16 protein-coding genes are annotated in these 23742 nt (G+C 69.9%); 9 read left to right on the plus strand and 7 right to left on the minus strand.

All coding sequences use genetic code 11. From position 1 onward, the window contains the following. Positions 1-100 precede the first annotated feature (100 nt). The 3 genes from ACFWBQ_RS06590 to ACFWBQ_RS06600 all read left to right on the plus strand — a co-directional run bounded on the left by ACFWBQ_RS06590 (position 101) and on the right by ACFWBQ_RS06600 (position 2707). Positions 101-721, plus strand: a complete 621-nt coding sequence (locus ACFWBQ_RS06590; protein ID WP_385484805.1) for an isochorismatase family protein — start codon at positions 101-103, stop codon at positions 719-721. 123 nt (positions 722-844) lie between these two features. Further along, positions 845-2227 (plus strand): SGNH/GDSL hydrolase family protein, encoded by a 1383-nt coding sequence (locus ACFWBQ_RS06595; RefSeq protein WP_385485027.1) that lies wholly within the window; start codon positions 845-847, stop codon positions 2225-2227. 141 nt (positions 2228-2368) lie between these two features. Beyond that, positions 2369-2707: a hypothetical protein gene (locus ACFWBQ_RS06600; RefSeq protein ID WP_385484807.1), complete on the plus strand. Its 339-nt coding sequence runs from the start codon at positions 2369-2371 to the stop codon at positions 2705-2707. Here the strand turns inward: ACFWBQ_RS06600 and ACFWBQ_RS06605 are convergent. Then, positions 2680-3417: an SDR family oxidoreductase gene (locus tag ACFWBQ_RS06605; protein WP_385484809.1), complete on the minus strand. Its 738-nt coding sequence runs from the start codon at positions 3415-3417 to the stop codon at positions 2680-2682. The genes ACFWBQ_RS06600 and ACFWBQ_RS06605 overlap by 28 nt on opposite strands. A 92-nt stretch (positions 3418-3509) precedes the next feature. Between ACFWBQ_RS06605 and ligD the strand changes: the two genes are divergently transcribed. Continuing rightward, entirely contained in the window at positions 3510-4469 is a 960-nt protein-coding gene (gene ligD, locus ACFWBQ_RS06610; RefSeq protein WP_385484811.1) for a non-homologous end-joining DNA ligase, read from the plus strand. A 15-nt stretch (positions 4470-4484) separates the two neighbouring features. Here ligD and ACFWBQ_RS06615 read toward each other — a convergent pair whose 3' ends face one another. Then, the gene (locus ACFWBQ_RS06615) at positions 4485-5438 is read right to left on the minus strand and encodes a Ku protein (RefSeq protein ID WP_385484813.1); all 954 of its coding nucleotides are present in this window, start codon (positions 5436-5438) and stop codon (positions 4485-4487) included. A 538-nt stretch (positions 5439-5976) separates the two neighbouring features. Here ACFWBQ_RS06615 and ACFWBQ_RS06620 point away from each other — a divergent pair. The 3 genes from ACFWBQ_RS06620 (at position 5977) to ACFWBQ_RS06630 (ending at position 16608) form a co-directional block, all read left to right on the plus strand. After that, positions 5977-9501, plus strand: a complete 3525-nt coding sequence (locus ACFWBQ_RS06620; RefSeq protein ID WP_385485029.1) for a LamG domain-containing protein — start codon at positions 5977-5979, stop codon at positions 9499-9501. A 258-nt stretch (positions 9502-9759) separates the two neighbouring features. Further along, complete coding sequence (locus ACFWBQ_RS06625; RefSeq protein WP_385485031.1) at positions 9760-16110, plus strand: RHS repeat-associated core domain-containing protein; 6351 nt, start codon at positions 9760-9762, stop codon at positions 16108-16110. Positions 16111-16245: 135 nt separating this feature from the next. Continuing rightward, positions 16246-16608 (plus strand): hypothetical protein, encoded by a 363-nt coding sequence (locus ACFWBQ_RS06630; RefSeq protein WP_385484815.1) that lies wholly within the window; start codon positions 16246-16248, stop codon positions 16606-16608. 281 nt (positions 16609-16889) lie between these two features. Here ACFWBQ_RS06630 and ACFWBQ_RS06635 read toward each other — a convergent pair whose 3' ends face one another. The 3 genes from ACFWBQ_RS06635 to ACFWBQ_RS06645 are packed head-to-tail and all read right to left on the minus strand — an operon-like array spanning position 16890 to position 19520. Beyond that, positions 16890-17426 carry a hypothetical protein gene (locus tag ACFWBQ_RS06635; RefSeq protein WP_385484817.1) on the minus strand — a complete coding sequence of 179 codons (537 nt, stop codon included), beginning with the start codon at positions 17424-17426 and terminating at the stop codon, positions 16890-16892. A gap of 46 nt (positions 17427-17472) precedes the next feature. Continuing rightward, positions 17473-18057, minus strand: coding sequence for a TetR family transcriptional regulator (locus ACFWBQ_RS06640; RefSeq protein ID WP_385484819.1), 585 nt, complete (start codon positions 18055-18057; stop codon positions 17473-17475). Then, positions 18054-19520 carry an MFS transporter gene (locus ACFWBQ_RS06645; RefSeq protein WP_385484821.1) on the minus strand — a complete coding sequence of 489 codons (1467 nt, stop codon included), beginning with the start codon at positions 19518-19520 and terminating at the stop codon, positions 18054-18056. Before ACFWBQ_RS06645 ends, ACFWBQ_RS06640 begins: the two co-directional genes overlap by 4 nt. A 140-nt stretch (positions 19521-19660) precedes the next feature. Between ACFWBQ_RS06645 and ACFWBQ_RS06650 the strand changes: the two genes are divergently transcribed. Then, on the plus strand, positions 19661-19963 hold the full coding sequence (locus ACFWBQ_RS06650; RefSeq protein WP_385484823.1) for a hypothetical protein: 303 nt from the start codon (positions 19661-19663) through the stop codon (positions 19961-19963). Positions 19964-20119: 156 nt separating this feature from the next. Here the strand turns inward: ACFWBQ_RS06650 and ACFWBQ_RS06655 are convergent, their stop codons facing one another. After that, positions 20120-21565, minus strand: a complete 1446-nt coding sequence (locus ACFWBQ_RS06655) for a DUF445 domain-containing protein (RefSeq protein WP_385484825.1) — start codon at positions 21563-21565, stop codon at positions 20120-20122. A 141-nt stretch (positions 21566-21706) separates the two neighbouring features. Here ACFWBQ_RS06655 and ACFWBQ_RS06660 point away from each other — a divergent pair, with 141 nt between their 5' ends. Then, positions 21707-22960, plus strand: coding sequence for an SGNH/GDSL hydrolase family protein (locus tag ACFWBQ_RS06660; RefSeq protein WP_385484827.1), 1254 nt, complete (start codon positions 21707-21709; stop codon positions 22958-22960). A gap of 11 nt (positions 22961-22971) precedes the next feature. Here ACFWBQ_RS06660 and ACFWBQ_RS06665 read toward each other — a convergent pair whose 3' ends face one another. Next, entirely contained in the window at positions 22972-23640 is a 669-nt protein-coding gene (locus ACFWBQ_RS06665) for a DUF1707 domain-containing protein (protein WP_385485033.1), read from the minus strand. Positions 23641-23742 lie beyond the last annotated feature (102 nt).

Consider the following 23742-nt stretch of genomic DNA (forward strand, 5'->3'; position numbering starts at 1 on the left):
GTCCGCCCCCATCCTACTCAAAAATTTGTCTAGTCATACCCTTGAGCATGAGGACGGAAATCACGTGGAGGCACACGGCGCCGACCACGAGGATGACGGGATGAGCAACCACGCAATTCCCGCAGAGGCACTGCTTGTTGTCGACGTACAGTCGGCCTCCGTCGTCGGCGACGGAGCACTGCCGAACGCGGCCGGGCTCCTGGACCGGACGACGGACCTGATCACACGGGCGCGGAGGGACGGGGCGCTCGTCGTCCACCTGCAGAACGACGGGCGGCCCGGAGCCGGCGACGAGCCGCACACACCCGGCTGGGAGCTCCACCTCCCCGTCGAGGCCGGTCCCACGGAGACCGTGATCCGCAAGACCCACGACGACGGGTTCAAGGAGACCCCGCTGGGGGGCCTGTTGACCGGTGCGGGAGTACGGTCGCTCGCCGTCTGCGGGCTGATGTCCGAGATGTGCGTCCAGGCGACGGCCCGCACGGCCCTGGCGCTCGGGTACCGGGTCGTCCTGCCGTACGACGCCCACGCCACGCACGACGTCCCGGCGGCCCCCGGGATCAGCGAGGTGATCCCGGCCGCCATGGTCGCGCGGGTTGCCGCGTGGGCCATCAGCGGGGATGCCGACGTCACGACACCGGCCGCGGACGTCAGGTTCACGGCGCCACCCCGGCCCAACTCCCCGCGCCCGCATGGCGGGACGCGTTCTGCGACACATTGACGAAAACTTTCGAAGCGTTGACCGAAATCTATCGGAGAGCTAGCCTGCCGCCTGAATCCCTGGGCGCAAGTGAAGACGCCGTCCATATACATGGACGCACTCCTCGCTCGCCCCCGCTTCTTCATGCCCTGCTTCCCCCACCCAGCCAGAGGGAGCACCACCGTGAACCGAAGATCGTCGATCCTCAGCCTGATCGCCACCGCAGCACTCGCCGCCACCGTCGTCACCCCCGCCATCGGAGCCGGGGAAGGCGGCCACGGCCCGGGCAGCTCCCCGACGCCGAGGGAACGGAACGCCCGCTGGGTGAGCACCTGGACATCCATGCCACAGCTGACGGAGCCGGGCAACATGCCTCCGGCGCCGTTCACTCAGGCCGGCTCCGTACTGACGGATGCCACCCTGCGACAGACGGTCCATGTCTCGGCCGGCGGCGAGCACATCCGGCTGCGCTTCTCCAACGCGTTCGGCGGCGCGGTGCTGCCGATCACCAAGGTGTCCGTGGCCCTGCCGCTCGACGGCAGGGCCGGAACCAGCGCGGTCCAGGCAGGAACCACCCACGAGGTGACCTTCCAGGGGCGCTCCTCCGTGTCGGTGCCGGCCGGTGCGCAGGCGGTCTCCGACCCGCTGGACTTCCCGCTCGAGCCGGGCTCCAACCTCACGGCGACGGTCTACCTGGCCAACGGCCAGGCATCCACCGCCATCACCTCGCACCCCGGCTCCCGTACGACCTCCTACCTGCAGGCCGGGAACCACGTCGGCGACACGGACCTCACCGGGGCGACGGCCACCGACCACTGGTACTTCCTCAGCGGCGTCGAGGTCTGGTCCAGGAACACCACCTCGGCCGCCGTCGTGCTCGGTGACTCGCTGACCGACGGCCGGGGCTCCACCACCAACATGAACGACCGCTGGCCCAATCTCCTGCAGAAGCGGCTCGCGTCCGGGCCCGCCACCGCGAAGGCCGCGATCGTCAACCAGGCGGCAGGCGGAAACCGGCTGCTCAACGACGGTCTCGGCCCCAACGGCCTGGCCCGCCTGGACCGTGACGTCCTGGCCCAGAGCGGCGTCGACTGGCTGCTCGTCTTCGAGGGCGTCAACGACATCGGCACGGCCGAGGCATCACCGGCCGCCCAGAAGCAGGTCGCGGCCGACGTCATCGGCGCGTACGAGCAGATCATCACCCGGGCCCACACACAGGGCATCCGCGTGTACGGGGCGACCCTGACCCCCTTCGGCGCCAACACCGGCTACGACGACCCCGACGGCTACCGCGAGGAGGCGCGGCAGACGGTCAACACCTGGATCCGTACGAGCGGCCGCTTCGACAGTGTGCTCGACTTCGACAGGGCCGTACGCGACCCGCTCGCCCCTGGCCGGCTCCGGGCCTCGATGGACACCGGCGACCATCTCCACCTCAACCCCTCGGGTTACCAGGCACTGGCCGACGCGGTTCCGACCCGGCTGTTCCAACAGGCTCCGCTTCCCCGGGGCTTCGGCTACAACTGACCCGAACGAAAGATCCTGGGGCCGGGTGCCACGACCCGTCACCCCCACCCGGCCGCCGTCCGGGACTCGTACGACAGCGTCGCCACCGACTACGCCGCACGAGTCCCGAGGCCGGCCGGACCCGACCCGTTGAACCGGGCGATGCCGGCCGCCTTCGCCGAGCCGGTGCGGGCCGCAGGAAACGGACCGTTCGCGAACCTCGGCTGCGGCCCCGGCCCGGTGACGGCACACCTGGCCCCCCTGGGGCCGGACGCGTTCGGCATCGACGTGGCCCGGACGCCCGTGACTCCCGGGTCCTGCGTCGCGGTGCGCTGCGGCGCCGATCGCGACATCCTCGCCGCGGCGGTAAATTGTCGCCTGAGCGGGCCACGCACGCATCCGGCCCTGCAGAAGGGCCGCGGAGCCCTGCGCGCCGGGTTTCCGGGCTCCGTGCGCCGGGCTCCGTGCGCCGGTCAGGCCGTCGCGAGCCAGTCGCGGTAGCGGGTGGGCGCGATGAGTACGTCGCTCTTGGCGATGAGGGCGTCGCCGGGCACCGCCGCGAACATTCCGGCGCTGTCGTCCGTGACGACGGTGCGCTTGTCGCCGCGGGCGGCCAGCGTGATCCTGCCGAGCTCGTCCAGCGGAAAGACGTCGGCGCCGGCGACGTTGCGGGTGCCCCCGAGAGGGCTGTCGACGGCGACGTCGGCCACCGCCCGGGCGACGTCGGCCGCGGCCATGGGCTGCAGCGGAGTGGACGGAAGGCGGACGGTCTCCTCATCGGCGGTCCAGGACAGGACCGCGTCCATGAACTCGAAGAACTGGGTGGCGCGGACGATCGAGTACGGGACGGGCCCGGCCTTCAGGACGTCCTCCTGGAGGACCTTGGCCCGGTAGTAGTCGAGGCCGGGCACCTGGTCCGCGCCGACGATGGACAGCACGACCGCGTGGCCGACCCCTGCCTGCTGAGCCACCATGAGGAGGTTGTCCATCGTCATCCGGAAGAAGTCGAGAGAAGCGTCGTCGAAGGTGGGCGAGTTCGTCAGGTTGACGACGACATCGGCCCCCTCGAGCGCCTGGGGCAGCCCCTCGCCGGTGAGGAGATCTACGCCGGTGGACAACGCGTGCGGTACGGCGTCGTGTCCGGCCGCTTTCAGGATCTTCACGACCTGTGAACCGATAAGCCCTGTGCCGCCGATCACTGCGATCTTCATGCTCTTGCCTTCCGGAGAGTGGATCCTGAATCCGATATGCCGGATTTGCAACGACTTGCCCACTCTACTCAGAGAGCTGAGAAGGTGGCTCCATGGCCACTCTGCCCCGGATTGCCCCCATGCTCGCGACGCCCGGCACCCTGCCGCCCGCGGCCACCGACGACCAGTGGGCGTTCGAAGTGAAGCAGGACGGCCAGCGCGCCATGGCCTATCTGCCGGGAGACGGCACGGTGGAACTCCTGGCCCGCTCCGGTGCCGACATCACGGCCGCCTATCCGGAACTCACGGCACTCGGCGCCGCGCTCGACGGCGTACCGGCAGTGCTGGACGGCGAGATCGTCGCGCTGGACAACCAGGGGCGCAGCGACTTCGAGCGGCTGCAGTCGCGCATGGGGCTCTCCGGGTCGCCCGCCAGGGCAGCCCGCATGGCGGAGCGGGTCCCCGCCCACCTCGTCCTGTTCGACGCCGTGTTCCTGCGGGGTACGAGCCTCCTCCGGCTGCCCTATACGGAACGCCGTGCGGCCCTGGAAGGTCTGGGGCTCGGCGGGGCGCACTGGTCGACGCCCGCGGTCGTCGTCGGGCACGGCGAGGAGGCCCTGGGGATGACCCGGGAGGCCGGACTGGAAGGTCTGATCGCCAAGCGGCTCTCATCCTCGTACGAGCCCGGGGTCCGCTCCCGTACCTGGATCAAGATCCGCCACGTACACACCGTGGACGTCGTCGTGGGCGGCTGGGTGCCCGGCCGCGGCCGGCTGGACGGACTGCCCGGAGCGCTGCTGGTCGGCGAACGGCACGAGGGCGGCCTGCGCTACGCGGGCAGCGTCGGAACGGGGTGGAGCGATTCGGAGCGGACCACCCTGGCCGGGCTGCTCCGGGTCGCCGCGATCGGCACCTGTCCGTTCGACGAGGTGCCCCCGGTCGCGGGTGCGCGGTGGGTGCTGCCGCGGCTGGTCGGCGAGGTGCGGTACGCGACCCGGACCAGGGCGGGGCGGCTGCGCCAGCCCTCCTGGCACCGGCTGCGGCCCGACCTCGCCCCGGACGACCTCGGGTGAGGGAACGCGGCGGACTCAGGATGCCGTCCGCTTCCTGGCGGCCCTCTTCCCGGCCGGTTTCCCGGCTGCCTTCGCCGTCTTCCCGGCCGCCGTCTTCCTGGTCGCTGTCTTCTTCGCGGTCCTCTTCCGGGTACCGGACTTCATCTCGTGCACGCTCGCGCGCTCGCCCTCCGTCCCGGTGGCCTCGCCGCGCGTCTCCTTCGCCGCCTTCACCGAGGCGTTCAGCGCGGCCATCAGGTCCATGACCTTCCCCGGCTCCTCCTCCTCGCCCCCGCCGGGTTCCGGAAGCGCCTTGCCCTCCGACTTGGCCGCGATCAGCTCCTCCAGGGCTTCCCGGTACCGGTCGTGGAACCCGGAGATGCCGTCGAGGGCCATCGTGTCGGTGAGCTGGACGGCCCGCTCGATCTCGTCCTCGCCCAGCTCGACGTCGCCAGGCCCGAGCGACTCGGGGCTGCGGATCTCGTCCGGCCAGCGCATGGAGTGCAGCACGATGGCGTTCTCCCGCACCCGCAGCAGGCCGAGGCGCTCGCGGTTGTGCCAGGCGAACTTCGCGACAGCGACCTTGTCGCTGCGCTCCAGTGCCTTGCGGAGCAGGGTGTACGGCTTCGCCGCGACCTGGCCGTCGATCGCGAGGTAGTAGCTGTCGCTGATCCGTACGGGGTCGACACGGTCGGCGTCGACGAACGCCACGATCTCGATCGCCTTCGCCGTCGGCAGCGGCATCCGGTCGAGCTCCTCGTCGGTGACGGGCACGGTCCGGTCCTTGGCGATCTCGTACCCCTTGCCGATCTCGTCCTGCGAGAGGACCTCACCGTCGAGCTCGCACACCTTGCGGGTACGGATCCGGCCCATGTCCTCGAGGTGGTACTGGTGGAAGGAGATCGAGTGGTTCTCGGTGGCGGACACCACCTTGATCGGGATGGTGACCAGCCCGAAGCTGATCGCTCCGGTCCACAGGGGCCGCGGCATCCAGTACCTCCGTTACCCCCCTGGTGGCTGGGCTGCAGGGCCTCCCGGCGCGTGTCGTCGTCGCACGGCGGACGCCGGACTCGCGCGGGGACCCACAAGCCTGTCCTCGTCTCGTCCACCACGCTATGAGGACGAGGCGGTCCGTGCCACTCGCGTCGGTGACGGCGGGCTTCCGACGCCGGGCGAGAGCCGGAACGGGACACCCGCCACCTCAACCGGATGCCCTTTCACACCATCCCCCCCACGAAGGGCACATTGTGACGTACGTCACTATTGACCAAGGTGAATGTACATCACATGATCTTCGCAATTCTTGTAATGAAAAATTAAGGGGTGGGGCGTGTTCACGCACGAACGGAACGGCTGGAGACGGGCGGTGCGGAGCGGTGCTCTGGCCGTCGTACTCCTGGGGGGCGGGCTTCCGGTAGTCGGAGCAGCGGCGACCCCGGCACTCGCCCAGGACGGGACGGCCTCGGTGGCGGCCGGCCGGACTCCGGAGGCGGAGGCCGGCGCTCTCGCGGCGAAGACAGGCGAGCGGGTGGCCGTGGACGCGGCGACCACCGAGTCGTCACAGGTCTTCGCCAACCCTGACGGAACCTTCACACAGGAGACGAACGCGGCTCCGGTCCGTGCCCGGAAGGACGACGGCACCTGGGCTTCCATCGATACCGGTCTCGTGCGCGGGGCGGACGGTGCCGTCCGGGCGAGGAACACGACGGCCGGTCTCACCTTCTCGGGCGGGGGCAGCGGGGCCGGACTGGTCGCACTGGAGGACGAGGGACACGCGCTGCGGCTGGGCTGGCCCACCGCACTCCCCGAGCCACGCCTCGACGGTGACACCGCCACCTATGCCGAAGTCCTTCCGGACGTCGATCTGCAACTGACCGCGCTGAGCTCCGGCTACACCTCGGTACTAGTGGTCAAGACCGCGAAGGCAGCGCAGAACCCGGCCCTCGCGACGATCAAGATGTCGGTCTCCGGCGGCGGCCTGGACATCTCCCCGACGGCCGACGGCGGTTTCGTGGCGCGCGACGGCGACGGCACCCCCGTGTTCGACAGCCCGGCGGGGCGGATGTGGGACTCGGCCGGTGACGCCCCGGCCACCACGACCACCGTCACCACGCAGAGCGCCCGCACCGCTTCCCTGGCCGAGGACGACGCGGAAGCGACTCCGCTGCCCGCCGCCGGAGGCGAGCCGGCTCCGAGCGAGGCTCCCGGTAGCGGTGACGCGGCAGCCGATCTCCCGCTCAAGGTCACCGGCACCACCCTGGAGATCACACCCGACCCGGAGCTGCTGCACGGCGAGGACACCGTCTTCCCGCTCTACATCGATCCGCCGACCAAGGGCATCGCCCTGGGCGACTGGACGGCTCTGGCCTCCAACGGCACCAAGTACTGGGAGTTCGACGGGGACAAGGGCGTGGGCCGCTGCTCCAACTACGCCGGCTACCTCTGCTCCAACAGCCCGTACACCCAGCGCATGTACTTCGAGTACCCGCTCTCCTCGATCCACGGCAAGAAGGTCCTCGACGCGACGATGGAGGTGTACCAGGAGTGGACGTTCACCTGCGATCCGCACTGGTACGACCTGAGCCGGGTCGACAAGGGCATCTCCTCCAGCACCACCTGGTCGTCCCGCCCCACAGCGGTGGACCTGATGGGCGACCGCTCCGTCGCCTACGGGCGGGGCAGCCTGTGCAGCCCGTCCCAGCCGGCGAACTGGGTGCGCTTCAGCGACAACGTGGACGAGGAGACGAACGAGAACCTGACGACGACCCTCGCGTCCTACGCCGCGAACAAGACGTCGCAGATCACCTTCTCGGTGGCCGCGCACGACGAGTCCGACGCGGCCTCCTGGGCGCGGTTCCGCAACGACGCGAAACTGTCGGTCACCTACATCTCCTACCCGAGCACGCCGACCTCGTACGGCGTCCAGCAGGGCACCACCGGGCGGACCTGCAACGCTTCCACCCTGCCCTTCGTCACCAGCGACACCACGCCGAAGATGCTGGCCACCGCGCAGTCGGCCGACGGCTCGAACGCCCAGCTGCGTACCCTCTTCGAGGTGTGGAAGGCCGACGGATCCAGCCGCGCCTGGTACGCGGCCTCCCCGGACAGTGCCTGGGTGGCCGACAACGCCGTCCGCGACGCGACCTCCAGCACGCTGCCGGCGCAGACGGACTACCGGATGAGGGTCAAGACACAGGCGTACTACAAGACGGACCGGGGTGTCACCGGTGTCCTGGACTCGTCCTGGTCGTCCTGGTGCTACTTCCGGGTGGACACCGATTCGCCGCCGCCCCCGGTGGTGACCAGCGCCGACGGCGTCTACAAGCCGGCCGAGACCGATCCGGCCGCAGGCGGGGTGGGCTCGGCGGGCAAGTTCACCTTCACCCCCGCGGACACCAACCCCACCACGGCCGGCATCCAGTCCGACGTCGTCAGCTACAAGTGGCGGCTCAACAGCGGCGCGGTCTCCGCCCCGATCACCGTCGCCAAGGGCGCGGCAACCACGCAGACCATCACACCCAACCAGGCCGGTGAGAACACCATCCAGGTCTGGGGCTACGACGCTGCCGCGCACAGCTCACTCACCGGCTACTACAGCTTCCTGGTGCTGGGCGCCGAGAAGCCCTCGGGGGTCTGGCACCTGGACAACGCCCTCACCGACTCCACCACGGCCACCCAGCACCCGCTGACCTCGTCGGGGGCCACCTGGGACAGCTTGGCCCGCAGCGGCTCCGGCGCGGCGAAGTTCAACGGCACGAGCGCCTACCTGTCCACCTCCGGCGCGGTACTGGACACCACCAAGTCCTTCACCGTCTCGGCGTGGGCACGTCTGGAGAAGAAGGACGTCAACTACACCGTTCTGTCCCAGGCGGGAACGAGCGCCTCCGGCTTCCAGCTGTACTACTCCAGCTACTCCAACGCCTGGATCTTCAACCGCCACCAGACGGATGTCGTCGATCCCGTGATCACCCGCTCGTTCGGCACCAAGCCGCCGGTCCTGAACGCCTGGACCCACCTGGCGGGCGTGTACGACGCGGCGGCGCAGACCGTCCAGCTCTACGTCAACGGCGTCCCGCAGGGCAATCCGGTGCCGTTCACGGTGACCCCGTGGAAGGCGTCCGGCGGCCTGCAGGTCGGGCGGCTGTGGTACAAGACAGGTGGGGCGGAGAACTTCGCCGGAACCATCGACGAGGTGAAGACCTGGTCGCGTGCGCTCGCGGATTCCGAAGTGGCCCACGATGCCTGGCTCGAGGACGAGGACCTCTCCGACGGAACCGCCGGTGATCCGGTCCCGGCGCTCGTCGCCAAGTGGGATGCCACGGACCTGGCCAACGCCACGGGCACCACGGTCAAGGACACCAGCGGCTTCGGCCGCAACCTGACGCTCAGCGGGGCCGCGCTCACCCAGTTCACGACCGGCGATCCCGAGATCGGCGAAGAGGTCACGACCAGGCAGGCGATGACCCTGAACGGCACCAGTGCCTATGCCACCGCCACCGGCCCGGTCGTCGACGACGCCGGTTCGTTCACCGCGACCGCGTGGGTGACGCTGGACCCCGCCAAGCTTGCCGACACCAGCAAGTCGTACGCGGTACAGGTGTTCGGCCAGTCGGGGGCGAGCCAGTCGTCCTGGGGCGTCTGGTACGAGCAGCCGGCCGGCAGCGCCCAGGGCCGGTGGACGTTCGGCCGCCCCGACAAGGACGGAACCGGGGCGGTCTGGACCAAGAACGAGTCAACTGCGTTCACCACGGCGCAGTTGGGCGTCCCGGTCATGCTGTCGGTCGTCTACGACGCCCAGGCAGCAGCCGACCCTGACGACACCTCCAAACTCGGTGCGCTCAGGCTCTACGTCGACAGCGCCCTGATGGGCGACGAGGAGGGCGTGGCGCATTCGGCCCCCTGGCAGGGCGGAGGAGCCTTCGAGATCGGCCGGGCGAAGATCAACGGCGCTGCCGCGCGTTACTTCCCCGGGTCGATCGACAGCGTCCGCGTCTGGGCCGGAGCCACCTCCACCGACACGATCGCCGACCGGCGCAACACCGAACAGCAGTAGCAGCACTGCGGGGCAGTGCGGGCCTTCCGGCCCGCACTGCCCCGTTTCGCTCGACACACCCTGCGCGTCCGCGGACGCGCTACCCAGATACAGCGCATCAGGGCGGCGACGCCGCCCCAGCGCCCCCTGCCCCCATCGGAGAACCGGGACATCACTGTGTCTTCACCACATTTCCGCCCACGCGTGCCGGCGGCGGGTATACGCCGCTGGCTCGGCCGTGGCGCGCTCATCGTCTCCCTCACCGTCCTTCCACAAGTAATGGTTCCGTCGGGCTACGACTTCGTCGCCCAGGCCCAGGCCTCGGCAGCCCGTAAGCAACTGGAGGACCGGCCCGACGCGAAGATCGACAAAGTCGGCATCCTCGACCCCAGCACCTCCAAGGCCCCCAAGGACAAGGCCGGGCCCGCCTCCACGAAGACTCGTGAGCGGCTGAAGAAGGCCGCGTGGCCGGAAGCCGGGAAGGCCACCGCCAAGGTCACGGCGACCGGCGGGGCCGCCGTCACCGTCGGCGGGCTCGACGTCGCACTGGCCCAGGAACCCGCCGCCCCGGCGCCCGGGGCGGCCACACGCGGGGCGAAGAAGGCGAAGGCCACCGGTCCGACGGAGAATGTGGCGCTCAGTGTCCACTCCCGGTCGGCCGCGCAGAAGGCAGGCGTCAACGGCGTCCTGCTCACCGTCGACCCGGCGGGAGCCGTATCCGGCAACGCCACCGGTGACACCGACAAGCTCCGCGTCTCCCTGGACTACTCCTCGTTCAAGGACATCTACGGCGGCAACTTCGGCGCCCGTCTGAGCCTGGTGACGCTCCCGGCGTGTGCGCTGACCACCCCGGAGAAGGAGTCCTGCCGCACCCAGACCCCGGTGGCGGGCGCCGACAACGACGCGGGCTCCCAGACCCTGACGGGCGCGGTCCCTGCCCGCGCACTCGCATCCGGCACCCCGATGCTGCTCGCCGCGGCGGCCGACGCCTCCGGCGGCGGGAGCGACTACAGCGCCAGCCCGCTGGCCCCGACCGCGACCTGGGAGGCCGGCGGCAACACGGGTGACTTCACCTGGAGTTATCCGCTGCGGGTCCCCCCGGCGACGGCCGGCACGGCCCCGAACCTGTCGATCTCCTACGACTCCGCCTCGGTGGACGGCCGTACAGCCGGGGAGAACAACCAGACCTCGGTGGTCGGCGAGGGTTTCTCCCTCACCGAGTCCTACGTCGAGCGCACCTACGGCTCTTGCAAGGACGACGGCCAGTCCGGCAAGGGCGACCTGTGCTGGAAGTACGGCAATGCCACCCTGGTCCTCAACGGCAAGGCCGTCGAACTGGTCAACACCTGTGCCGACAAGGCGGCCTGTGACACCGCCGCCCTCTCGGAGGCGAACGGCGGCTCCTGGAAGCTGAAGAACGAGGACGGCACCCGCGTCGAGCACCTCACCGGTGCGACCGCCAACGGTGACAACAACACCGAGTACTGGAAGGTGACCGGTCCCGACGGCGTCCAGTACTTCTTCGGCAAGCACCGGCTGCCCGGCTGGAGCGACAAGGGAACCACCGACACCGCCGACGACGACCCGGTCACCAACTCCGTGTGGACCGTCCCCGTCTTCGGCGACGACTCCGGTGAGCCCTGCTACAAGTCCACCGGCTTCGCCGACTCCTCCTGCAACCAAGCCTGGCGCTGGAACCTGGACTACGTCGTGGACACCCACGACAACGCCTCCGCCTACTGGTACGGCAAGGAGACGAACTACTACTCCAAGAACGCCGACACCGGCGTCAACGGCACCGCCTACACGCGCGGCGGCTACCTCAGCCGCATCGACTACGGGCTGCGCTCCGACCTGCTCTACACCAAGCCCGCCTCCCAGCGGGTCACCTTCACCCACGCCGAACGCTGCGTCACGTCCGGCGGATGCGACAGCCTCACCAAGGACACCAAGGCCAACTGGCCGGATGTGCCCTTCGACATGATCTGCGCGTCCGGCACCAAGTGCACCACCCAGATCGGCCCGGCGTTCTTCACCCGCAAGCGCCTCACGGACATCACCACCTCCGTGTGGACGGGCACCGGCACCACCCGCCGGGACGTGGACGCCTGGCACCTGGAGCACAGCTTCCCCGACACCGGCGACGCCTCCTCGGCGAGCCTGTGGCTGAAGTCCATCCAGAACACCGGCAAGGCGAACAGCACCACCGCAGTGATGCCGCCGGTGGTCTTCGGCGGCATGCAGCTGTCCAACCACGTGGAAGGCAGCGGCCCGGACACCCTGCGTTACATCAAGTGGCGCGTGCGGACCATCAAGTCCGAGACGGGTTCGACCCTCACCGTCAACTACTCCGACCCGGACTGCATCTGGGGCAGCAGCATGCCCGCGGACGTCGACAAGAACGCCCGCCGCTGCTTCCCGGTCAAGTGGTCCCAGTCCGGCGCCACTCCGGTCACCGACTGGTTCCACAAGTACGTGGTCACCTCCGTCTTCCAGGAAGACCCCTACGGCCACGGTGACACCGGCGAGAAGTATTACGACTACCAGGGCGGCGCCGGCTGGGCGTACGCCGACGACGAGGGCCTGACCAAGCCGTCCAACCGCACCTGGTCGCAGTGGCGTGGCTACGGCAAGGTCGTGGAGACCTCCGGCGACTCCGAGGGCCCGCGCAGCAAGAAGACCACGCTGTACATGCGCGGCCTCAACGGCGAGAAGGAACTCGACGGCACCGCCCGCGTGGAGAAGGTCACCGATTCCACCGGCACCGCGATCGACGACTCCCGCCAGTACGCCGGTTTCGTCCGCGAGACCATCGTCCACAACGGCACCGCCGAGGTCAGCGGCACCATCAACACCCCCTGGTCGCACCGGACCGGCAGCCACACCTACGACTGGGGCACCACCGAGGCGTGGATCGTCCAGCCGGGGGAGGTGAGCACCCGCACCACGACCCCGGGCGGCATTCGTACGGTCCGGCAGAAGAGCACGTACGACACCACGTACGGCATGGCGCTCACTCTGGACGACAGCGGCGACGCCGCCAAGAGCGGCGACGAGACCTGCACGCGCAAGACCTACGCCCGCAACACCTCGGCCTGGCTGGTCTCGCTGACCTCCCGGATCGAGACGTACAGCGTCCCGTGCACGACCACCCCGTCGGTCCCGGCGGACGTGGTCTCCGACATCACCACGGCCTACGACCAGCAGGCCGTCGGCACGGCGCCCACCAAGGGCGACCCCACCGCCTCCTACCGGGTCGCGAGCTACGGCGAACTCGACAAGAAGCCCGTCTACCAGCAGGTCTCCAGCTCCACCTACGACAAGCTGGGCCGCCCGTCCACCGCGACCAACGCCCTCAACCGCACGGTCAGGACCACGTACGTCCCCGATGACACCGGCTACGGTCCGCTGACGTCGAGGACCACCACCGACCCCAAGCTCTTCACGACCACCGACGAGGTGGACCCCGCCTGGGGGACGACCACCAAGTCCACCGACGCCAACGGCAACATCACCGAGTGGGAACTCGACGCGCTCGGGCGGCTGCGGTCGGTGTGGAAGCCGGACCGCGCCCGCGGGCTCGACGACGCTGCCAGCATCGTCTACGCGTACAGCGTCAACAACGACAAGGAGACCTGGGTCCGCACCGACGCCCTCAAGGCGGACGGGAAGACGTACAACAGCTCGTACGAGATCTTCGACGGCATGCTGCGGTCCCGGCAGAAGCAGGTCCCCGCACCGAACGGCGGCCGGGTGATCTCCGAGACGCTCTACGACGACCGCGGCCTCGCCTATCTCACCAACGAGCAGGTCCACGACAACAACGCGCCCTCGGGAACCCTGGCCAACACCTTCCCCGGCTCCGTTCCCTCCTCCACCGAGACGGTCTTCGACGCCGCCGGCCGCGCCACCGCGTCCATCTTCCGGGTCTACGACCAGGAGAAGTGGCGTACCGCGACGGATGAGCAAGGCGACCGCACCGCCGTCACCGCCGCCGCGGGTGGCACCGGCACCCTGACCGTCACCGACGCCCGGGGCCACGTGACCGAGCGCCGCGAGTACAACGGACCCGTGCCGAGCGGCAGCGACTACACCCGCACCCTGTTCACCTACACACCGGGCGGCCAGATCAGCAGGATGACCGGCCCGGACGGCGCCGTGTGGTCGTACGGCTACGACCTGCGCGGACGCCAGGAGTACGCGATCGACCCCGACAAGGGCCGAACGGACAACACGTACAACGACGCCGACCAGCTGGTGACGGTCACCACCACCCTCAACGGCGCCTCGCGCACACTGATCACCGACTACGACGAGCTCGGCCGCAAGACCGGCACCTGGGACGGTGTGAAGGACAGCGCACACCAGCTGACGAAGTTCACCTTCGACTCCCTCGCCAAGGGACAGCCGAGCGCCTCGATCCGGTACGTCGGCGGTACCACCGGCAAGATCTACTCGCAGACCGTCACCGGCTACGACGCCCTCGGCCGGGCCAAGGGCACCAAGACGGTACTCGCCGCCGGCGACCCCCTGGTCGTGGCGGGTGCGCCGCAGACGTACACACAGTCCACGGCCTACAACGTCAACGGCACCGTCCAGTCCGCGTCGATGCCGGCGCTCGCCGGCCTGCCCGCCGAGACCGTAGCCAACAGCTACAACGGCATGGGCATGCTCACCGGCACCGACGGCATGACCGACTACGTCCAGAACATCGGCTACTCCCCGTACGGGGACATCGAGGAGACCCGCCTCGGCACCTCCACCGACGCCAAGCAGCTCCAGGTCCTCAGCCGCTACGAGGACGGCACCCGCCGCCTCGCCAACACCCATACGGTCGACCAGACCAACACCGGATACACCAGCGACGTCGACTACGCCTACGACGCCAGCGGCAACGTCAAGTCGGTCACCGACAAGGCCAACGGCACGGACACCCAGTGCTTCGCCTACGACGGCTACCGGCGGCTGAGCGAGGCGTGGACCCCGTCCTCCAACGAGTGCTCCACCACCCGCTCGGCAAGCGCTCTGGGCGGCCCGGCCCCGTACTGGATGAGCTGGACCTACAAGTCCGGCGGCCTGCGCGAGACGCAGACCGAGCACAAGGCGGCCGGCAACACCCAGACCGCCTACGCGTATCCGCCCGTCAACGCCTCCGGCACCGGCCAGCCGCACACCCTGACCTCGTACAGCGTCAACGGCGGCACCGCCAAGGCCATGACGTACGACGAGCACGGCAACACCACCAAGCGCTACGGTCCCACCGGCACCGCAGAGGACCTCACCTGGGACATCGAAGGAGAACTCACCCGCCTCACCGAGGGCACCAGGACCACCGACTACCTCTACGACGCCAACGGCGAACTCCTGATCCGCCGGGACCAGGCCACGACCGTCCTCTACCTGGCCGGTCAGGAACTCCACTACGACAGCGCCACCAAGAAGTTCACCGCGCAGCGCTACTACGCGGCCGGTGCCGTCACCGCGGTGCGTACCGAGTCCGGCCTGAACTGGATGATCGACGACCACCACGGAACGGCCTCGATGTCCGTCGGCGCCCTCAACCAGGACATCACCCGGAGCTATACGAAGCCCTTCGGCGAGTCCCGCGGCGCGGCACCGTCCACCTGGCCCGACGACAAGGGGTTCCTCGGCAAGGCCGCGGACGCGGGCACCGGCCTCGTTCACGTCGGGGCTCGCGAGTACGACCCGGCCACCGGCCGCTTCCTCTCGGTGGACCCCGTCCTCGCCCCGGACGACCACGAGTCCCTCAACGGATACGCCTACGCCAACAACACCCCGGTGACGAAGTCCGACCCGAGCGGCGAACGCCCCATCACCGACTGCGAACGCGGGTGCAGCGACGGCAAGGGCGGGACCTACCACGACTCCATGACGATGGGCCCCAACGGCACCTGGGTCTACCACTCCACGAAGACCTACACGCTGCCCGCGCCCTTCACCGGCTTCAGTGGCAGCGGCGGGATCATCACCATCACCGTCAAGAACGACGGCGGGAAGATCTCCCAGAAGATCACCTTCAAGAAGGGCCCCCAGCCCAAGCCTGATCTGAAGAAGGGTGAGGACCTGTTCTCCCAGATGGAGAGCTACATGTACGACGAACTGACCCGCAACGCACGGTCCGACGACGTGAAAATGATGCAGGGCCTGCTGCGGCCGTCCGCCTGGTACGACGGACTGGCCGGGCGCGACCAGGGGGCCGAGACGATAGCAGCCCTGACCATGTGGGGTGCCAAGGTCTGTCCCAAGATCTGCGACTGGGACCACAAGCCCAAGCTGGACAAGAAGTTCAACCTCTCCGAAAAGGGCTACTTCGCCGACGTCCCGGGCACCGACTACAAGGTCTTCTACGACATGTGGTCGAACGTCCACTACGGATACGTCGGCCGGGCCGCAGGCTTCGACTCCAAGACGCTCATCGAAGGGGCCTCCGTCGCCGACCCCATCCTCGTCGGACAGGATGACCCCGGGGACCACATGACCATGCAGGCCGGGGTCGACCTCTTCGACCAGCACGGTCTGAACCTGACCAGGGAACAGTTCCATGCCTCGGTGATCGACATGATCGGGCAGATGTATGAAAAGGGAACGGACCAGGTGAAAAAGAAGTAACCCGGGACCGGCCCGGCCCGTCCGTCAAGGGCCGGGCCGGTCCCCGCTGGTCAGGACGTGATGAGCACATGGATACAGTGACGAGCCGTTGCGGCTGGGGTGCTTTCCGGAGCGGACGATCAATTGGGGGGATGTATGGGTAACCGACGGCTGCATGGATGTCTCGGCACAGTGGTGGGGCTGGCTCTCGCGGTGCTCACAGCCATGCTTCTCGGCAGGGCGTTGAGTGCCTGCGACGCCGGAGTGAACAATTCGGCGAACAGCACCTTCCTGCTCTTCCTCTTCATCCCGTGCCTCTGGGCCGTCCTGGTCCTGGGCTGGGTGGCCGTGGGCGCCCTCCTGGGGAACCGGCCGCCCCTTCACGCCGTCGCCCTCGTGGTGATACTCCTCGGCCTTTCCTGGTGCGCCCTCTCGCTCTTCTGGAGCGGCACCACCTACAACTGTCCCAGCGGCGTACCCCCGTGGTGGCCGGGCTTCCTTCCCGCCCCCGGGTTCTGAGCCTTTCGTTCAACCTCGACTCCCGGAACACGTCGCAAGGGTCCCTCCAGAATTCTGGAGGGACCCTTGCTCATGCATACGGCGGGCCCGGCACAACCCGCCGGGCCGGGAGGCGGACCGGGGCGCCCGGAAGGGAGAACCGGCCGGCGACGGCCGAGGCGCTACCGGGCCACCGCCCGTACTCCCGATTCTCACGCCGGGCCCCCGGGGCCGCATGTCGATCACGGCAGGTACGTCACACCCGGTTCCGGCCACCGGGTGACGCCCCTGGCCGCGCCGGGTCAGCGGTAGTCGTCCGGGTGGCCCTGCATCCAGGTGTTGATGCGGTCGCGGGTGCCGATCAGCTGGGTGCGGTGCTTCTCCAGGTTGGCCGTGGAGTCGTCGTTCTTGAGCTCCGTACGCAGGGTGCCCATCCAGGCCAGGGGCTCCTTGAAATGGCCCGGACCCTTCGCGTCCGCCCTCATCGCCGCGTCCAGACCGGTCAGTTCCTCGTTGACCCTGCCCAGGAAGTAGGCGCAGTTCCCGTCGCCCGGGGTGCAGGTATCGAACAGAGTCGCTTGCAGGCCGGAGAAGGCATCGCGGACCAACACGGGCCTGTTCAGGTCCGCTTCGGTGAGCGTCTCCGGGCTCGCCGAGGCAGACGCCTCCGCCTCCGCCCGCTCGGCCGCCGCACTCGCCGCCGCGGCGTTCACCTCCGGCGCCACCTGCGGAACGTCACTGCCCGGCCCGTTCGTGGTGGTCGCCTCCACACAGCCGGCCAGGCATGCCCCCAGGATCACGGCCGGTATCGCGGCACGCAGAGCATTACGGATGAACATGAGGCCCCCCTCGTCGTGTGGCCCAGACCATACTGCCTGCGGCCGGTCAGCCCGTGACCAGGCTCTGGAGCGCGGGGGCGTACAGGTCCGCGAGATGCTCCGGGGTGGCGCGGGAGCCGGCACCCTCGCGGTGAAGGCTGAGGGTGGCGCCCAGTCCGATCAGCTGGCCGGCGATCAGCTCGGCGCGCAGGGCGCGTTCGCGGCCTGGAAGACGGGCTGTCAGGCGACCGGTGACCTGTTCGTGGAAGCGGTCGCGGAGCAGGGAGCGTTCGTCGTGGTTGCCGAGGGAGAAGACGACACGCAGCAGGGGGTCGCTCTGCTGCGCCCTGCGGCTGCGTACGAGCGTCAGCACCATGTGCCGGCCGAGCCCGTCGAGCGGAGCGTCGAAGAGCTCCTCGGCGGCCGGGCCGAAGTCCGCGACGGTGTTGAAGAGTTCTTCCTTGCGGCCGAAGTGCTTCACCACGAGGGACGCGCTCACACCGGCATCGGCCGCGATGCCCCGGATGGTCACCTCCGCGTAGGGACGCTGGGTGAACGCCCTGCGCGCGGCACGCAGAATCGCGTCCTTGCCCGTCGGGGCGGCCGGTGCGGGTGCTGCCGGTGTCGATGCTGCGGTGACTCGGGCGATCATGCGCCCTCCTGGATCGGCATCGCCCGCGTACGGCCGCTGCTCCTGCGGTTCCCTTCGACCGTACCCGTATCCGCGCGCCCGCCCGGCAGGCACAGCGTCACCGCGAGGGCCAGCAGCGCGGCGCCCGCCGCGATCTGGAAGATGAGCTGGTAGGCCTGGAGTGTCGGAGCCGTACGGCCACCGGCCAGGAAGGTCATGTGGGCGAGCACCGTGGCCACCGTGGCACTGCAGAACGCCTGGCCGATCGAGCGCATGAGGGTGTTCAGACCGTTGGCGGCGCCCGTCTCGCCGACCGGGACCCCGCGCATGACCAGCGCGGGCAGTGCGGAGTACGCGATGGCGGTGCCCGCCGCGACGACCGTTGCGCCGGCGATGATCAGCCACAGGCTGTGGCTGGTGAAGTACCGCACCACATAGCCCACGGCGATGATCCCGGCGGCCAGCGCGAGGCTGGTCCTCGGGCCGCGCCCGGCGGAGATCCGCGCCGATACGGGCGAGAGCGCCACCATCGCCAGGCCGCCCGGCAGCAGGCACAGGCCGCTGACGACGAGCGAGGCGCCGAGCCCGTAGCCGGTGGCCTTCGGCTCCTGCACCATCTGGGCGGTGACCAGGGAGTTGGCGTAGAAGGCGAAGCCGATCAGCAGGGCGGCGACGTTCGTGAGGAGCACCGCGGGACGGGCCGAGACCCGCAGGTCGACCATGGGGTTGGGCATGCGGAGCTCGTACGCGCCCCAGAGCAGCGCGACGACGACGGCGACGGCGAGCAGACCGAGGGTGCGCGCAGACGTCCATCCCCAGTCGCCGCCCTGGGTGACCGCGAGCAGCAGGCAGACCAGCGCCGCTGACAGGCCGAGCGCACCGACCGCGTCGAAGCGGCCACGGGAACGCAGCGGGGACTCCGGTACGCAGCGGAGCACCAGGACGATGTCCAGGACGCCGATGGCCCCGGACACCCAGAACATCGTGTGCCAGTCGAAGTTCTCGATGACGAGTGCCGCGACCGGCAGGCCGACGGCCGCCCCGATGCCGAGCGTCGAGCTCATCAGGGCCACCGCGGACAGCACCCGCTCGGGCGGCAGTTCGTCCCGCAGGATGCTGATGCCCAGGGGTACGACGGCGATCGCCGCCCCCTGCAGGGCACGACCGGCGATCAGCACGCCGATGTGGGAACTGACGGCGCACAGCACCGAGCCGACGACGAGGACGCCCAGGGATGCGACGAGCACGCGCCGCTTGCCGTACATGTCGCCGACCCGGCCGAGCACGGGGGTGAACACCGCGCCGGTGAGGAGGGTGACGGTGACCAGCCAGCCGGCGGCGGCCGGGGTGGCGCCGGTGAGGGCCGGGATGTGCGGGAGGAGCGGGACGACGATCGTCTGCATGACCGCGACCACGACACCGCAGAAGGCCAGTACCCCTACGGCGAAGCGGGGGTGGTCAGGGGCGGGGGCCGGGGCGGTCATGTGGTCTCCGTACGCAGAGGGGTGCACAAGCGTTCACCTTCAGGGTAAACGCTTGTGCACCCCCTGGGTGCCACGGGAGTCCGGAGCAGCGCGTTAGCCTCGGAGCCTCGACCTGTACGAAGGAAGCGAAGGTGGCTGCGATGGCGAAGGTTCCGGCGGCGGCAGTGGCGGCGAGCGGGCTCGTCGGGGGGTACGGGATCGCCCGGTGGACCGGGAAGCGGCCGCTCGGCGGCGTCGCGCTCGCCGCCGCCGGATCCCTCGCCGCGTACGAGTGGAACCGGCAGGCGGGGACCCGGGCGGCCGTCGGGCTGACCGCTGCCTACGTCGCCGCGTTCGCCGGATCGCACCCGCTCGCCAAGAAGGTCGGCGCCTGGCCCGCCGTGTTCGCCGTCGCGGGCGGGGTCGCCGCGGCCTCCTGGGCGGTCACGCGGCGCGGCGCCTGAAAAAGGTGCGCCGGAAGATGAACACCGGCGACGCGGGGCGCGTACTGAACGGCAACTCCCCTGCGTGACCCGGGGGTGCCCCCGTACGACAGGACGGGCGCACCCCCGGAGCTTTCCAGCCGCTGCACGCCCCTGCTGCGGCCGCTGCCGACGCCCTCAGGCGCCGAGTGCCCGTGAGACCGAATAGATCACCAGACCGGCCAGCGCACCCACCACCGTGCCGTTGATCCGGATGAACTGCAGGTCACGGCCGATGTGCGCCTCGATCTTCTTCGAGGTCTGGTCCGCGTCCCAGCCGGCGACGGTATCGCTGATCAGCGAGGTGATCTCCTGGCGGTACGTCGTGACGACATACACCGCCGCGTCCTCCAGCCAGCCCTCCAGCTTGGCCTGCAGCCGCTCGTCCGTCGCCAGCCTGGCGCCCAGCGACATCAGCGAGGCCCTGGCACGCAGCCGCAGCTCGCTCCGCTCGTCCTCCGCCGCGGCGATGATCATCGTGCGTACGGAGGACCAGGCCGACGCGATGACGTCCTGGACCTCGCCGCGCCCCAGGATCTCCGACTTGAGCCGCTCCACACGCGCCCGGGTGTCCGAGTCCGTCTGGAGGTCGGCGGCGAAGTCCGTCAGGAACGTGTCGATCGAGCCGCGCGCCGGGTGCTCGGGCATGTCCCGCATCTCCGTGACGAAGCGCAGCAGTTCCTTGTAGACCCGCTCCCCCACCCGCTTGTCGACGAACCGCGGGGTCCAGCCCGGCGCCCCGCCCTGCACCGCGTCCATCACGGACTCGCCGTGCTCGACCAGCCAGTCGTGGGCCCGTACGCAGACGAGGTCGACGACCCTGCGGTGACCGCCGTCGGCGACGACCTTCTCCAGCATCTTGCCGATCCCGGGCCCGACCTCCGCCGCATCCGCCCGCCGGGTGATCGCCTCGCCGACCACCGCCTGCACGTCGGAGTCCCGCAGCACCGTCAGCGCACCGCGCAGCGCGGTCGCGAGCTCCGCGGTGACCCGGTCCGCGTGCTCCGGCTCGGCCAGCCATGCCCCGAGCCGTGCGCCGACGCCCAGAGCGTGAATTCGGTCACGAACCACGTCTCCGGAGAGAAAATTCTCGCCCACGAAGGAACCGAGTGATGCCCCGAGCTGATCCTTCTTGGTGGGAATGATGGCCGTATGGGGGATAGGCAGTCCGAGCGGGCGCCGGAAGAGCGCCGTGACCGCGAACCAGTCCGCCAGCGCACCCACCATGCCCGCTTCGGCAGCCGCCGCGACGTAGCCCGGCCAGCCGCCCACACCCTCGTTCTTCGCCCAGGTGGCGAGAACGTACACGAGCGCGACGAGCAGGAGCAGACCTGTGGCGGTGATCTTCATACGGCGCACACCGCGCTGCTTCTCCTCGTCGGCAGCGGTGTATGCGAAACCGGACAGCGGCGCAGTCGTACGCCGGGCGCCGGGGCCGCCGGCCCCGGCTGCGGGTCCGCCTTCCCCGGCTTCTGTCCCCGCCCCGGACATCAGCCCCGGCCGCCCGGACGCGGGATCGTGCGACCCCGGTCCCGCCCCGGAGTCCGGACCGGACCCCGTTCCCTGTCCCGCGTCGTGTTCCATCCGCTCCACCCGTCCGCGTACGCGTCACCCAGTGCCGTACGCATTGTCCTTACCTCACCTACTCCCGGGCCGCACGTCGAGTTCCCCACGGCCTGTCGCATCATGAGACCAGCCCGATCACCACAAGGAGAATCACCGCACATGCCCAGGCGCCAGGGGTATGCCCTGCTCACCGCCCTCGCAGCAGGCACCGCCGCGCTCGCCGCCGCGCTCGCGTTCAGTACGTCGCTGATCGCCGGGGAACGCCGCGCGCCGCTCCCCGGGCCCGAGGCACACGCGGCTGCGCGCAATCCCGCCGCGCCGGCCAACTCCACCGGCACCTGGGTCGCCACCTGGACCGGAGCACCCGTCAGCGGCGAACCGGACACGGAACGCGGCTTCCCCGGGCGCACCATCCGCAACATCGTGCACACCAGCGTCGGCGGCGACGCCGCCCGCATCACCCTCTCCAACCTCTTCGGCGCGGCCCCGCTCGTCATCGACGAAGCCACCGTCAACACCCGCCCCGTGACCTTCGAAGGCCTGCCCGCCGTCACCGTCGCCGCAGGCCGTCAGATCGTCAGCGACCCGGTGGTCGTGCCCGTCGCACCCGACGCCGATCTCGTCGTCACCCTGCGCACCCCGCACTCGAGCGGCCCCGTCACCTACCACGCCCACGCCCTGCAGACGTCCTACCTGGCCGACGACCGCGGCACCTGGCGGACCGACCGGTGGCGCTATCTCACCGCAGTGGACGTCCGCAACAAGACCTCGCCGGGCGCGGTCGTCGTGCTCGGCGACTCACTCACCGCGGGCAGCGGCTCCACCACCGACGCCAACAACCGCTGGACGGACGTGCTCTCCGACCGGCTGCAACACCGCTACGGGATCGCCAACCAAGGCATCGCGGGCAACCGCCTGCTGCGCGACAGCGCCCGCGAGAGGAACGGCCGGGGCGGCCTCGGCGGGACCCACCGCTTCGAGCGCGACGTGCTGTCCGTCACCGGAGCCAGGACCGTGATCATCGCGCTGGGCATCAACGACGTGCAGCAGACTCCCCAGGAGGAGGACCCCCGGCGCATCGTGGCCGGCCTCCGGTCCCTCACGGAGCGCGCCCACGCCCGCGGGCTGAGGGTTGTCGGGACGACGCTCACCCCCTTCCAGGGCTACGCCACCTGGACACCCGCACGCAACGACGTACGCCTGGCAGTCAACGAACAGATCCGGGCAGGCCGCATCTTCGACGCCGTCGTCGACTTCGACCGGGCCGTACGCGACCCCTACGCCCCCAACCGGCTCCTGCCCTCGTACGACTCCGGCGACCGGCTCCACTTCAACGACGCCGGCTACCGCACCCTGGGCCGCCTCGTCGACCTCGCGACGGTGACCGGAACGCCGAAGGCCGGCACCTTCTGACCGGCCCCTCCTCAGGAACCGTCCGGCTTCTCCAGGCGCAGCCACGCCGCCTCCTTGAGCCGCTGCCGCTGCGCCTTGCTCCACTTGCGGTCCACGCCGACCCCGCCCATCAGGGCGAACCCGGTGACCCGCACCCGAGGCGCGTCCGGAGCCGGGTCGCCGAAGTCGGCGTCCTTCGTCTGCTCGTCGAACCCGCCCATGACGCCGACGCCATTGACATGGAGGTGCACGTTCGGCGGGACCTTCACCTGCAGCCCGCCCATGATCGTGATACAGCGGATGACGACGTCGCGCTCCTCGAAATCGGCCTCGCGCAGATCGATCTCGCCCCCGCCCCACATGGCGAACGCGGTGAACGTCCGCCCCACCGTCCAACGGCCCCTGCGACTGAACCCGCCCCAGAAGGCGAACCCTCCCGACGACGTCGCGGGGCCGCCGATACGCCCCGCCCAGTCGACGGACGTCCCCGGGGCCCGCGCGGGCGACGACGCGCCCACATGCGCAACAGCCGTACCCGGCACCGGGAGATCGCTCACGAGCGGCTCCAACTCCCCGTGCGTACGCGCCTTGTACGTCGCGTCCAGCCGCTGCTCGAACTCGTCCATCTCCAGCCGGCCCTCGGCCACGGCCTCCCGCAAGGTCTCGGCGACCCGCTCACGTTCCGCATCGGAAGCACGCATGTCCGGACGTTCACTTGTCATGCCGCGCAGCCTATAGAGCAACCCGAAGACGGGCCTAGAGCCTCTCGTTCGTATGAAGCCGGGCTCGCGGGGCCCGATCCG

Origin of the sequence: Streptomyces sp. NPDC060035 (assembly GCF_042736635.1) — a bacterium.
Taxonomy (GTDB): Bacteria; Actinomycetota; Actinomycetes; order Streptomycetales; family Streptomycetaceae; genus Streptomyces.